The sequence below is a fragment of the Legionella sp. PATHC039 genome, from assembly GCF_026191275.1.
GTDB lineage: Bacteria > Pseudomonadota > Gammaproteobacteria > Legionellales > Legionellaceae > Legionella > Legionella pneumophila.
Genome location: NZ_JAPHOP010000001.1, coordinates 1465902 through 1479467 on the forward strand (window position 1 = coordinate 1465902; position 13566 = coordinate 1479467).

Below are 13566 nucleotides of genomic sequence, written 5' to 3' on the forward strand. Positions count from 1 at the left end.
GGAACAAAGTTTGTGATTGACTGGACAAGATAAGTCACAGCACACATAATTGCAGTTTTTTATTTAATAAAGCAGATGACAACACCGCTCATTGAAATCCGTCAGATTTATAAATCATACGGCAATACACCAATTTTGAATAATGTTTCGCTAAACGTCAATCACGGTGAATTTTTAACCTTACTGGGCCCCTCAGGTTGTGGAAAAACAACCCTTCTTCGGCTTATATCTGGTTTTGAACAACCAACGCAAGGTGAGATTTTCATTAATGGCCAATGTGTTAATCAGTTACCACCTCAAAAACGGGATGTACACACGGTCTTTCAAAGTTATGCCCTTTTCCCCCATTTATCCGTTTTCGAAAATGTCGCATTTGCCTTGCGCTGCAAAAAAACATCCAACCAGGAAATCAAGGAGCGAGTCTTTGATGCGTTGAAACTTGTACAACTTGAATCGTTAGCTGATAGAAATGTGAAGCAGTTAAGTGGCGGCCAACAACAACGTGTTGCGATTGCACGAGCAATCATCAACAGACCTCAAGTACTGTTGTTAGATGAGCCATTGAGTTCCCTTGACTATAGGCTTAGGAAAGCCATGCAATCCGAATTGAAGCAATTACAAAAAACCTTGAATATGACGTTTATTTTTGTAACGCATGATCAGGAAGAAGCCTTATCAATGTCTGACCGTATTGTCGTCTTTAATCATGGCCACATTGAACAAATTGGAACGCCTAAGGCTGTCTATGAAACCCCTGCCAACCTGCATGTTGCCAAGTTTATTGGCGAAGCGAATATATTCGATACTCAGGTTCACACAGTAAAGGATCAAGACATCGTAACGAACATTGAAGGAATCCAACTATCCTGTAAAAACACTGGCAATTATCACGTCAACGACCGGCTTCATTTGATCGTTCGTCCAGAGGACATTCGAGTTTGGAGCTTATCCGAAGTAGAAAAAACAGAAGGAATGTTGCCTGGTCGTATTGTTGATATCATTTATAAAGGCTCTACGGTTGATCTCAAAGTGGAATTGTCATCAGGCAAAATCATCAATGCTTCAGAGTTTTTTGATGAAGACGATGATAAGCTGGAATACACTCTCCATGAAACCGTTTGGGTACAATGGCTGCGTGGCTGGGAGGTTTTATTACCTTATGAAGGCTAAATCATCCGCACTGTATTTATTGTATTTTTGGTTAATTATTTTTGGCTTCATTCCCTTGTTGATGGTGCTGGTTGCCAGCTTTTTATCACAAGACAGTATTCATCTTGTTACCTTGCCATTGACATTGGAAAATTATTTTGACTTGTTTACTCCTGTTTTTGCAAAAATCCTTTTCCGATCCTTACTGATAGCCTGCGTCACCACCCTGCTTTGTCTGCTCATCGCATACCCCTTTAGCTATCTAATGATTAAATCAAAACACCAATCTATTTTATTGCTGTTGATTATCATACCTTTCTGGACAAGCTCATTGATAAGAACTTATGCTTTGATTGCTATCCTTAAATACAAAGGCGTGATAAATGCCCTATTGCTGAAATTACACTTGATTGATGTTCCCTTGTCACTACTTTATACCAATTTTGCGGTCGTTATTGGCTTGGTTTACAATCTTTTCCCTTTCATGGTTCTACCGATTTTTACTAATATGGAACGGTTCGATTTCAGGTTAATTGAGGCATCTAAAGATTTAGGGGCAAACAAGTGGTCGATATTTACACGAGTATTTTTGCCTAACACAGCCCCTGGAATCTTATCAGGTTGTTTGCTGGTCTTGTTACCAGCAATGACTTTATTTTACATTCCTAATGTATTAGGTGGCGCTCGTTCCATTTTATTGGGAAATTTAATCCAAAATCAATTCCTTGTCCTGAGCGATTGGCCTCAGGGAGGCGCTACTAGTGTGCTATTAACTTCCATTCTGCTTATTTTAATGTTCATTTTTCGGCGACAGAACAATGAGGTCATTCGATGAAAACAATGACACAGCGCCTGTTTCTTTCTTTAGTTTATGCTTTTCTTTATATCCCCATTGCAATACTGGTGCTCTATTCAGTAAATGATGCCAAATTTTCATTACAATGGCATGGGTTTTCTTTGCGATGGTACAAAGAACTATTTCATGATCGGGGCTTGTGGTCTGCTGTTTTAAATTCTATCACCCTGGGCCTAACATCCTCTCTTATCGCTACAACAATGGGGCTATTGGCCTCAATCAACTTATTTTTATTTCGTACAAGACACCGCCAGATCCTGTATACCTTATTGCTATTGCTTATTATTATTCCTGACATAGTCCTGGGTGTCGCCTTATTAATTTTCTTTAATATTACCCAAGTACCGCTTGGCTTCTTGAGCCTTTTAGTTGCCCATATTACATTCTCTATTCCTTTTGTTATCTTGACCATTAATTCACGAATAAACACTTTAAATCCCAACATTTATTTTGGCGCCCTCGATCTTGGCGCCAGTCGTTATTTTGCTTTAACGAGAGTCTTGCTTCCTTTATTGTGGCCTGCGGTTTTAAGCGCTTTTTTATTAAGTTTCACCTTGTCATTTGATGACGTCATTATCAGCTATTTTGTGGCAGGCCCTGATTTTACTATCCTGCCTTTGACCATCTACTCTTTAGTCCGAGCTGGCGTCACGCCTGAACTCAATGCATTGTGTTCAATTACGTTCGGTTTATCGATGATTCTCGTTATTATCTCTCATCGCTTGTCAGGTAAATTGATATGAAAATTTTTTCATTGCTGCTCGCTCTTCTTACATTTAAGGCATTCTCCAATCCAGTAGTCAATGTCTACGCCTGGGGAGGTGAAATCCCTAAAAAAATAATTCATCAATTCGAACAAGAGTCAGGAATTAAAGTCAATTTTTCGACTTATGATAGCAATGAAACCATGTATGCCAAGCTAAGAGCCAGTCAAAAGACCATTTACGATGTCATCCTCCCTTCCGCTTATTTTGTAGAGCGCATGCAAAAACAAGGCATGTTGCAATTACTCGATCATAAACTGCTTCCGAATCTTCATAATCTGGATGAACAATTTGTTAAAAATGATTATGATCCAGGTAACCGTTATAGTATACCCATCATCTGGGGAGCAACCGGGATTTTCTTTAATCATAATTCCGTATCGAACCCGCCAAAAAACTGGCAAGGCTTATGGGATAAAAAGTGGCGTAATCAGCTAATGTTACTTGATGATTCACGCGAAATATTTGCCATAGCTCTGATGAGTTTAGGGTTTGATCCCAATGATACCAATCCAAACCACATAAAAGCAGCCTATGAACACTTATTGCAATTGGTACCTAATATTAAGTTATTTGCCAGTGATAGTATTCAAGCCATCATGATAGATGAGGATGCTTTTATTGGATCAGCATGGAATGGCGATGCCTTCAAAGCACATACAGAAAATAAAGCCATTGAGTTTATTTATCCTCAAGATGGCTTTGTGATTTGGATAGATTGTTTGGCTATCCCTAAAAACCCCCCACACCTGAAAGAAGCTTATCAATTCATTAATTTTATTCTGAAACCGGAAACAAGTGCTCAAATTGCACTAAAGGAAGGACATGCGATTACCAATGGCGCAGGAAGAGCTTTATTGCCATTATCTATAAAAAATAACCCTGTGGCTTATCCGCCAGACAAAACACTAAAGAAGGGTTATTTCCAACGCGACATCGGCGAAGAAACACTAGCGCTTTATAATCAATATTGGGAACAGTTAAAACTTGCTTTTTAGTTTTCTCTTGTGAATTAGTGCTAAATATCCAGATGAACTACTTCATTAACTTAACGAATTAAAATTCAAAAAGCAAGGTTTATTGCATGTTTTACATGCAAAAAGAAAATAATTATGCTTAATTTGTATAAATTCAATCTATTTTGTGGTCTTATTAGACTCACATTTTACACATTATTTCCATGCTTAATATTTTTTTCTCACATAAGTTAATATTTACTTAATAATAAATTGTTATCATCACAAAACATTGATTTAAGTGATTCAAAGAGGATTTACAATGCAAGAACGTAGAGAGAAACAGGGTAATAATTCACCATATCTGTTGACACCCTATGAAATGGCCAATTTAGTTTTTAAAACAGGAGCTATTTCTTTCACTGTTTCTGCTGGAACTCAACCATTTCAATACTTGCTAAACAAATTACAATTTTCAGAATCTGGAACTCCATCTGGATTGAGCGGAGGACTTTTCCGAGGCATATACCGTGGATTCCTTCCTTACGCTATTGCAGGTCAAAAGCGCGGCGCTGTGGCTGTCACCCACAAACAAACGAATAAAGCAACAGAGGAAGAAGAATTTGAAGCCCCATTCCGCCAACGTTGGTGGGGAACAGTATTATTTTCTCAGGCTGATCTGTTGGTTAGTAATGGTTTCAGTGGAAAGGCAAAATTGCAAAATGTCGGCGTGATTAATGCTGAAAACTTTAAATGGTCCCTCTCCAATTTTTGGAAATTAACTTCAGTCAACTGGGGTTCTCGCTCTTTTGCCGGTGGGGTCAATTTCGCATTGATAGGATTTGCAGGAGACTATGTCAGTTCATTTTATAAGTTTGATAAAGAATTATACAACAAAATATTAGGTGGCGCTACTTCTGGCGTCATTGCGACATTATTTACAACCGTCCCTAACGCTTATGCTGATAGTAAATTGTTGCAAACTAAAGTGGCTGAAAATAACCGTTTAATTACTGTGTCACCCTATACCATGTTTAGTCAAATGAAATCACATGTAAAAGAAGTTGGTCTTAAAGAAGCCTTCATGACCTTTTTCAAAGTTGGCTATTTGCAACAAGTAGCGGTAAGAGCTCCTCAAACAGCCATCACTTTTGCCCTCATTTTTGGTATGGATGAATATATGGGCCCTCAACCTTTGAAAAAGGTTTGGCCTGTACGAGTGGAAGAGCTTGAGTCAGAGAATCCATCCCCATCCCCTACCAAGAAATAATTAAGAGTAACAAGGATGTTATTTTTCATCATTGTGCCCTAACAACCAACAATGTGTTTTACAGTATAAATTGTACTTATTTAATCAATACTATAGTAAAACAATTTTTTTTGATTTAATTTTATTCATAAAATAGGTGGATGTGTTGCATTAGACGGAAATTCATTTAGAATAAATGATGAATAATTAGCAGGATTATTATTAACTAATCAGGACGAAAAATATGTTGTCATTTTTTGGGAAATCTATGTTAAAGACCTTGGGCGGAGCAGCCAAGACTGCAGGATATGATACAGCGAGAGTAACAGCAACAACAATGGTGACCTTGGGTGGCATGTATTTATGGGACAGAGTAGGTAAAAATTATGGGCCACATGACAAGGAAAATTCCAAACCAATAAGCCTTGATCTGGGTAATGACGAATATATGCGCCCTAAATTTTAAACTAAAAGATTATTTTCGCTCCCAACTATACCGTTGGGAGTATTTAGCTCTCTCTTAAACCAAAATCTGAGATACACTGTAAATCCTATTGTTTAAAACGGGAATAAACGGCCCTACCTATCCAAAATACTAATAAAGCTATAATCCCCCACAATAAAATCATTGGGACAAATAAGATAACGAATTCAATGAATCCGTAGGTAAACTGTCTTAAGTGCTCTATTAATGCCTGGTAAGATTTTCTAACAACTTCTGATATTTGCCATGTTGAATTTTGTGCATTTTTTATTGCCGGATTGATCTGCAAGTAAATTGTAATGAGAGAATAGGCAACAGATTCTTTATAGTACTTTATCTGCCCTTCTATAACATCAATTTTTCTCTGCGTTTCACTCAGTTGTTGATAAACAGCAAGCACATCTGAAGTGTTTTTGGCGCCTTGCATAATCTTATTTAATTGATCTTTAGCAACCCTGTAATTTTTCAGCTCACTTTCAAGATCAACATATTGCCGGGTGATGTCTTCACTCGTAATTGATTCCTCAATCACTTTAACAGCTAAAGATTTTAAATTTTGCAATACATTGTTTAAACGATTACTTGGTATTCTGATGCTGATTTGAGCTATATTGCCACCAACATAGAAACTATCCTGTCTTAAATTAGAGTTAACCGCATATCCTCCCTCTCGCTCGGCCATCTGCATAATTTCATCAATAACTTTAGCCGGATCATTGACCTCCAGAGTGATATTAGCATTACGAATTATCATTCCTTTCATGACTTGATCTGAAGCAGAAGGATTATTGTTGCTATCACCAGAACCACCTGGTACCGCATTGACTTTTTCAACAGTGGGATAGGCACTCCCCATTGCTGGAGCGCCCCCATATAATGTTTGTCCAGCTCGATTTATCAGCATGTTGTACGCAAATAGAAGGACAGCGTAAACTCCAATAGCGACAAACAAGTATAAAATGATTTTCTTCATTTTTAATTCAATACTCCGATATTATAAAAATAAGTGTGGCATAGACTAATTGAAATAACCAATAGCATTTTTTGATTTAACTTATAGTTAATTTAACTACCAAAACCATCAAAAATTAATCCTGATCATAAAATTAGTAATAAACTAATAAGAGACAGGGAGGTGTTTCATGAAAAAAATAGCACCAACACTAAAAAATGAGATTATCAATACAGCAATAGACATTGCCCAGGATACCTCTTGGGAAAAAGTGAGGTTGATTGATATCGCTAAAGCATTAAATATCGATTTAAATACGATCCGATATTTTTTTGCGGAAAAAGAGCAAATCATTGATGGCTGTTTTGATCGTGCTGATGAAGCCATGCTCAATGCGTCTTCCAGACCAAAATTTGATTTACTCACTGCCAAAGAAAAACTGCATGATCTATTAATGACATGGTTAAGTACTTTCGAAGGCCAGCAAAAAGTAATCCGGCAAATGATATTTCATAAATTAGAGCCTGGTCATCTTCATCTTCAATTGCCTGCAATCAAACGCATCAGCCAAACTGTTCAATGGTGGCGTGAAGCAGCTGGTCTTCGAGAAACCTTTATTCAACGTGCGATCCAGGAAACCGGATTAACCGTCATTTATCTAGCCACCTTTAGTTATTGGTTATTAGATAATTCCACAGAACATCTTGCAACTCGTCTTTTTTTGGAAAACAAATTAAATATGGCAAAAAATTTATCCAATTTTTGGGGTTTTACTTACTATGCGCCATCTAAAATTAGCTGAGAGGCTTGGTATTCAATTTCCTATCATTCAAGCACCTATGGCCGGAGGAGCTACTACTCCTGAGTTGGTTGCAGCGGTTTCTAACAGTGGTGGTTTGGGCTCTCTGGGCGCAGGGTATATGAGACCTGATGAGATCAGACAAGCCATTATAAAAATTCGTCAATTAACAAGTAAACCTTTTGCTGTGAATCTTTTTATACCCGAAGCACATCATGCAACACCAGAACAAATTCAAAGCGCTTGTGATGATATCAATTTGTGCTGCACTGAACTAAATATTGAAATCAGCCCCGTGAGTAAACCCTACTCCCTACCTTTTGTTGACCAAATGCAAATCCTGATAGAAGAAAAAATCCCTGTCTTTAGCTATGCATTCGGTACATTAGAACCAATGTGGATCAAACAATTGAAGAAAAATGGAACCTTTCTGATAGGAACGGCAACCACTATACACGAAGCAAGAATACTTGAAGCAAGTGGGATTGATGCCATTGTTGCACAAGGAAGTGAAGCAGGAGGGCATCGAGGTACTTTTATCGGCAATGCTGAGGAAGCTTTGACTCAACTATCTGAACTGATACCTCAACTAGTTGAGACAATAAGAGTGCCAGTGATAGCTGCTGGGGGAATCATGAATGGTAAAGGCATTATCTCTGCCATACATTCAAGTGCCTCTGGTGTACAAATGGGAACCGCTTTTTTAAGTTGCTTTGAAGCTGGTATCTCCTATAAATATAAACAAACCCTATTATCACAACAACAAGATAATACTGTGCTAACACGTGCTTTTTCTGGAAAGCTTGCTCGTGGAATTCGAAATAAATTCATTACTTGCATGGATAATCGGAAAATAAATATCCTTGACTACCCCATTCAAAATGCATTAACCCAGGTAATGAGACAAAAAGCCAGAGAAAACGATAATATTGATTTTATGTCGTTATGGGCTGGACAATCGGCTCATTTATGCCGATCTATGTCGGCAAGTGACTTAATAAGTACTTTAGTTATTGAGGCAGAAATGAAGTAAAAGAGAGGTGAATGATTACAAAAATTCTTTAATCCAGCTCCCAGGCTTGGCTTATAATAAACATTATAAACAACTTAACAGGGTTCGAATGTTTAAACATCCTTAGAAAAAGGGAGTTTGATATGGATATTAAAAAAAACAAAGCAAAAACATTTGTCAATTACATGCTTCAGCTAGCCAATATCAATATCAATGGCCAAACAGCTTGGGATATACAAATTTATAATGATGAGTTCTATTCCAGATTATTGCGTGATGCCGATTTGGGTCTGGGTGAAAGTTACATGGAAGGTTGGTGGGATTGTCAACGAATTGATTTATTTATTTCAAAACTGATTAACGCAAATCTTGAGTCCAAAATTAAAATTAATTTTAAATTGGCATTTAATGTCTTTTTATCAAAAATATTGAACCTGCAAACCCCAAAACGTTCTCTACATGTTGGTAGACAACATTATGATAGAGGAAATGATCTGTTTCAGATTATGCTTGATAGCAACATGAACTACACTTGCGGTTATTGGAGAAAGGCTGAAAATTTGGAGCAAGCCCAACTCGACAAGCTCGATCTGGTCTGCAGAAAAATCTGCCTTAAACCCGGTATGAAATTGCTGGATATCGGATGTGGATGGGGAGGACTGGCAAAATATGCTGCTGAAAACTATGGGGTGTCAGTAGTTGGCATAACGATATCACAGCAACAATACGACTTAGCTAAAACGCGCTGTGCTCATTTGCCGGTTGAAATCCGATTTCAGGATTATAGAGACTTAAATGAAAAATTCGATCGTATAGTCTCGCTTGGGATGTTTGAGCATGTTGGTTACAAGAATTACCGAAAATACATGGAGATTGTCCATCAATGTTTAAATGATGATGGTTTGTTCTTATTACACACTATAGGTTCCAATGAAAGTGTCACAAAAGCCACACCCTGGATTTCAAAATATATTTTTCCCAATGGAATGATTCCATCCATCATGCAAATAGGCCAAGCTTCCGAAAAATTATTCGTTATGGAGGATTGGCATAATTTTGGAGCTGATTATTACAAAACATTAATGGCATGGCATGAGAATTTCAATCAGGGATGGGACGAAATTAAATCCCAATATAGCGAAAAATTCTTTCGTATGTGGAATTATTATTTGCTCTCTTGTGCTGGAGCTTTTGATGCCAGAATGCTGCAATTATGGCAGATTGTTTTTTCAAAGAAAGGAATCCAAGGAGGTTACTCTGCGCTGAGGTAAATGGTTTAAAAGATTTATTCCGCATCGTAATACCTTCACCAACAAACCTGGTTTTCCATGCCATGAAGTTGGCAAGATTATTCATATATCCCGTTAATTTTGCTTGCAATTTTTATTATCTGGAATATAGTTTGAACTGAAATTTTGTCTAAAAAGGAATTAATATGCCAAAAAATAATGAACCAAGTGGAGAAGAGCTCAAAAAAGCAGGGATAGTGGTAGGAATAACAAACCTGCTTTTATGGCCATTTTATTATGCCGACTCGAGATGGGGGTTGTTTGCATCCATATTCGCTACTTCCGCAGTACTTTATGCTTCTCATGAAGTCGGAGAAAGTAAACGGCCCGTTGAAAACTCAGTGACGCGACTTGGTCTCTTTCAGCAGCGTGGAACCAGTAATGCTGAAATTGAAAATGCTTTTAATAATACAGTCACAGGTGCCGCTGCGATATATGATTGGCTTGTTCCTGGCTCCAATGGCCCCAAATAATAAGTATGTTGTCTTATAATAAATTATATTTTTGGGAAGTATTATTTTATCCAAAACCACATCGTTCTGGAGATTGGTAAAGATCTCCAGAAATCTGTTGTCTTTACTTCTCACTGCCTTTATCCAATACTTATAATTAATCTGCTAATGGTGGATAAATAATGAAATTTCGTACTAAGTTATTTCTTGGCCTACTTCTCATAGTAATCACTACTAACGGCATATTTCTGTTTTTATCTTATCAATATGGTAAAGAAACCGTATACAAAGAAGTAGGCTCATCTGCTTTATCCATAGCTGCGGCAACAGCTGTCCTGATGAATCCGGAAGATATTCAGAAATTTAATCTGGATACGTCTGCAAACTCACCTATTTACAAAGATCTTGAAAAAAAACTTCTTGAAGTACGTAACGCAAATCGTCGCAAAGATGTGTATGTGAATTTCATATATAGTTTATTTCCCGACTCTAATAATCCCAAGGTACTTCGCTTTGCCGTAGATCCCGAAGAAAACATTATAGATAAAACTGAATTGGGAACTGTCATGAAACTTAAGACTGAATCAGGGCAGACAATTAATGTAAATTATGAATTGCCTACCATTCTGCCTGAATTTGTTGAAGACCTCTGGGGTACATGGCTGACCGCTTTATACCCAATAAAAGACGCACAAGGGAAATACCTTGGAAATATCCGAGTGGACGTAAACGCCGATTCGGTTAACCAAAGATTTCATTTCTTGCTGTACTCAGGTATTGCAGTCTTTATCTCAACATTTTTATTTGCCATGTTTTTAGGCTGGCTACTTTTTCAGTGGTTCAATAAACCCTTATTAAAAATTACAACCGCACTCAAAAATATTGCCCAAGGTGATCTTGAGCAACATCTCGACATTAGGACAAAAGATGAATTCGCGGAAGTGGGTCGAGTAATCAATGAAATGACTGAAGGATTGAGACAGCGTAACATGTTGCAAGTGAGCTTAACACGTTTTATTTCTCATGCTTTAGCAGAAAAAATTGTGAAATCCGGTGAGTTACCGCAAGTATTTAGCGAGAGACGTAAAGTCACAATTATGGTCTGTGATATACGCGATTTCACAACCATTTCGGAGCGTATAAAACCTGAATTGGTAGTCGATTTTTTAAATCATTTTTTTGAGAAAATGATAGAAGCCATTACCTCGCAACATGGAATATTGGATAAATATCTTGGAGATGGTTTTTTGGCGATTTTCGGTTCACCTGATGATGATGCCTATCAAGAAGACCATGCTATCCATACCGCATTAAAAATGCGAGAAGCGATGAAATCACTCAATGCCGATTGGGCAAAAATATTAGGTACTGAAATACAAATTGGTATTGGTATCAATACAGGCAGTGCCATTGTCGGGAATATTGGAACTGATATACATATGGAATACACAGCTATTGGCGATACTGTCAATTTGGCGTCACGAATAGAAAATGCCACCAAAAAACTCAATACAGATATTCTAATCAGTGAATATACTTATATTGCGACAGATCATACGGCATTTCAATTTGTAGAGTTAGGAGAAATTTCTATCAAAGGAAGAGTTCATAAAGTAAAAGTTTATACTCTTTAAAATTAATTGTCTCCTGACTGCATAATCACCAGCTCCTTTAAAGGCAAAAAGCACCCACAGCTGCCTATTTAAGATAGAAAATATGTATAACGTATCAGCTACTAACTTGTGGTTTGATGTAACGTAGTTTTGATGAACATCCAACAAGACTATACTGACCAGCTAAGCCCCTTTGGTTGGATTTTGCGAGTGCAATGTCGTTTTATCCTTTTCTGTTTTATGCTCATCTGGATTTTTTGGGGAATCACTAAAGAACTCGTGCCTACGACCCTGAGGTCGTTTTCTCTGTACAACAGGTATTCGTTGCCTTTTACTCAAATCCATTTTTGGCTCTTCATTTTCTCCAGAATTTTTTTTTGGTTTAGATATAGGCCTACTTATTTTCTCATTACCGTTAGTCTCTCCATCATCCAATCTGTTTTTTACCTCATGTTTTTTCTTCATCGTTTTTCCATGAGAGTTAAACAATTCCTGGACTTGCAACGGTGTAACAAACATTAAGAAATCCTGATTTTCTTGGGTTGACCGCCCTGGAGAAGCACGCACCTTGCTTGAGAGAATATCTGTTTGAACGGATTTTAATGGTTCTTTCTCGCCTTTAAAAAGAAGCAATTCAGTATGATCTGATTTTTTACGTTTCAATCCATGTTTTAGTCTTGGACTGGGAGTCATTTGTGCTCCTTTTTCATGGAGCGCTTTCTCTATCAATTCTTTATTTTGAGTAATATGTTGCGTCAAAGTAGCCATTACACCCTGTGGCAAAATATCAATTGGCGTAACTTTATTGCTAGTCGTATTTATTGAAAAAAGCTCTCCATTCTTATTTATTCCATATCGAATGCTATGAATACCATCAGCAGCTTGAAAAGATGCTGCAATGAAGACATACTTATTTTCAGTATCAGTCTCATTGGCCGAACTCCAACGCAGTATAAACTCTATCTTAGACTTGGAAAAATATTGTTTCACTTCCTCTCCAGTTCTGATATTTTCCTTGTAGTGCCTATCAACAAATATTTCCTCCATGATTTTATATATTTTTTCGCTTTCCAGGGATTCCAATTGTTTAGGACTGTATAAGTTATATCCTTCAATTCCATTATTGGTAACATAAAGACGCCCTTTATTTTTCCATTCAATCGTTTCTTCCTCAGAAAAATCAAAAATGCGGATATCTTTGCTACCATTCTCTGTTATAAATGCCATAGCTAGCGTTCCATCTGGAGTTGGAGAATAGTGACCATCAAATCGCATAGTAGTTGCTGCTGAAGCAATAACTCTTGTATTAATTTGTTTTTCCCTGAATAAGCGCCCCAATAAGCCTGCCCCACTACTCAAACCTCCCTCACCTGCATTACATGCCCAAAGAACGACGGTTATCGTATCACCTGCCTTGAGGTTTCCATTCTTCAGAATCAGATCTCTAAACTGTTTATATGTCCAGTCGGTACTCATTGGCTGAACCGGAGTCGCTAATGGAGGAACGTAATCGCCAGTAAGATGATCCAAAGCAGTATTGCTATGTCCGGTAATGAAAACCAAGCTGCCATCTTTAATTTGATTAAAGTGCATTCGCTCGTCAGGACGAGCCTGAGCGTCTCTATGCATTTTAATAACAGGAAAACCAGTCACATGGTTTATTCCAGCAGCAGTACCTCCTCGACGAGGAAAAGAAGTTGTGGCTTCAGGGGATTGTGAACTTAATATGATTCCAGTAGGCATTAGTCATACTCAATTAGTTTATCTTGAAAATTTGAGCAAAATTATATGCAATCAGATTTTTATTGGAACTTCAAAGTTGTTTTGCTTTGCTCAATTACGGGTGCTTTATAATGATCAACGGGAATCATCTTGATTTTGAAGGAAACTTTCCATTAACTTCGTGCTGTCTAATATAAAACCAGCATAGTTTATTATAAAAACATTAAGATTATATTAATGACAATCAGCATTGAAATAAAAAATACATT

The 13566-nt window shown here is 37.4% G+C and carries 13 protein-coding genes; 11 read left to right on the top strand and 2 right to left on the bottom strand.

Features of this window, described 5'->3' with window-relative positions; translation table 11 throughout:
• Positions 1-75 precede the first annotated feature (75 nt).
• The 6 genes from potA to OQI99_RS06670 all read left to right on the top strand — a co-directional run bounded on the left by potA (position 76) and on the right by OQI99_RS06670 (position 5440).
• Positions 76-1170: a spermidine/putrescine ABC transporter ATP-binding protein PotA gene (gene potA / locus OQI99_RS06645; RefSeq protein ID WP_265731528.1), complete on the top strand. Its 1095-nt coding sequence runs from the start codon at positions 76-78 to the stop codon at positions 1168-1170.
• Entirely contained in the window at positions 1160-1984 is an 825-nt protein-coding gene (locus OQI99_RS06650) for an ABC transporter permease (protein WP_265731529.1), read from the top strand. The genes potA and OQI99_RS06650 overlap by 11 nt, the downstream gene beginning before the upstream one ends.
• Entirely contained in the window at positions 1981-2748 is a 768-nt protein-coding gene (locus tag OQI99_RS06655) for an ABC transporter permease subunit (protein ID WP_265731530.1), read from the top strand. Before OQI99_RS06650 ends, OQI99_RS06655 begins: the two co-directional genes overlap by 4 nt.
• Complete coding sequence (locus OQI99_RS06660; RefSeq protein WP_061513540.1) at positions 2745-3767, top strand: ABC transporter substrate-binding protein; 1023 nt, start codon at positions 2745-2747, stop codon at positions 3765-3767. Before OQI99_RS06655 ends, OQI99_RS06660 begins: the two co-directional genes overlap by 4 nt.
• Positions 3768-4026: 259 nt before the next feature.
• Complete coding sequence (locus tag OQI99_RS06665; protein ID WP_265731531.1) at positions 4027-4995, top strand: lpg1137 family Dot/Icm T4SS effector; 969 nt, start codon at positions 4027-4029, stop codon at positions 4993-4995.
• 247 nt (positions 4996-5242) lie between these two features.
• The gene (locus tag OQI99_RS06670) at positions 5243-5440 is read left to right on the top strand and encodes a hypothetical protein (protein ID WP_265731532.1); all 198 of its coding nucleotides are present in this window, start codon (positions 5243-5245) and stop codon (positions 5438-5440) included.
• An 85-nt stretch (positions 5441-5525) separates the two neighbouring features.
• Here OQI99_RS06670 and OQI99_RS06675 read toward each other — a convergent pair whose 3' ends face one another.
• Positions 5526-6431, bottom strand: a complete 906-nt coding sequence (locus OQI99_RS06675; protein ID WP_027266935.1) for a DUF4349 domain-containing protein — start codon at positions 6429-6431, stop codon at positions 5526-5528.
• 169 nt (positions 6432-6600) lie between these two features.
• Between OQI99_RS06675 and OQI99_RS06680 the strand changes: the two genes are divergently transcribed.
• From OQI99_RS06680 to OQI99_RS06700, 5 genes are all read left to right on the top strand, one after another.
• The gene (locus OQI99_RS06680; protein ID WP_265731533.1) at positions 6601-7212 is read left to right on the top strand and encodes a TetR/AcrR family transcriptional regulator; all 612 of its coding nucleotides are present in this window, start codon (positions 6601-6603) and stop codon (positions 7210-7212) included.
• Positions 7190-8242 (top strand): NAD(P)H-dependent flavin oxidoreductase, encoded by a 1053-nt coding sequence (locus tag OQI99_RS06685; RefSeq protein ID WP_027268336.1) that lies wholly within the window; start codon positions 7190-7192, stop codon positions 8240-8242. Before OQI99_RS06680 ends, OQI99_RS06685 begins: the two co-directional genes overlap by 23 nt.
• A 122-nt stretch (positions 8243-8364) precedes the next feature.
• Positions 8365-9492, top strand: a complete 1128-nt coding sequence (gene cfa / locus OQI99_RS06690) for a cyclopropane fatty acyl phospholipid synthase (protein WP_265731534.1) — start codon at positions 8365-8367, stop codon at positions 9490-9492.
• A gap of 164 nt (positions 9493-9656) precedes the next feature.
• Positions 9657-9983 (top strand): hypothetical protein, encoded by a 327-nt coding sequence (locus tag OQI99_RS06695; protein WP_265731535.1) that lies wholly within the window; start codon positions 9657-9659, stop codon positions 9981-9983.
• Between the two features lie 161 nt (positions 9984-10144).
• Complete coding sequence (locus OQI99_RS06700) at positions 10145-11596, top strand: adenylate/guanylate cyclase domain-containing protein (RefSeq protein ID WP_265731536.1); 1452 nt, start codon at positions 10145-10147, stop codon at positions 11594-11596.
• Positions 11597-11758: 162 nt separating this feature from the next.
• On the opposite strand, the gene OQI99_RS06705 is transcribed toward OQI99_RS06700, so the two are convergent.
• Positions 11759-13318: a hypothetical protein gene (locus OQI99_RS06705; RefSeq protein ID WP_265731537.1), complete on the bottom strand. Its 1560-nt coding sequence runs from the start codon at positions 13316-13318 to the stop codon at positions 11759-11761.
• Positions 13319-13566 lie beyond the last annotated feature (248 nt).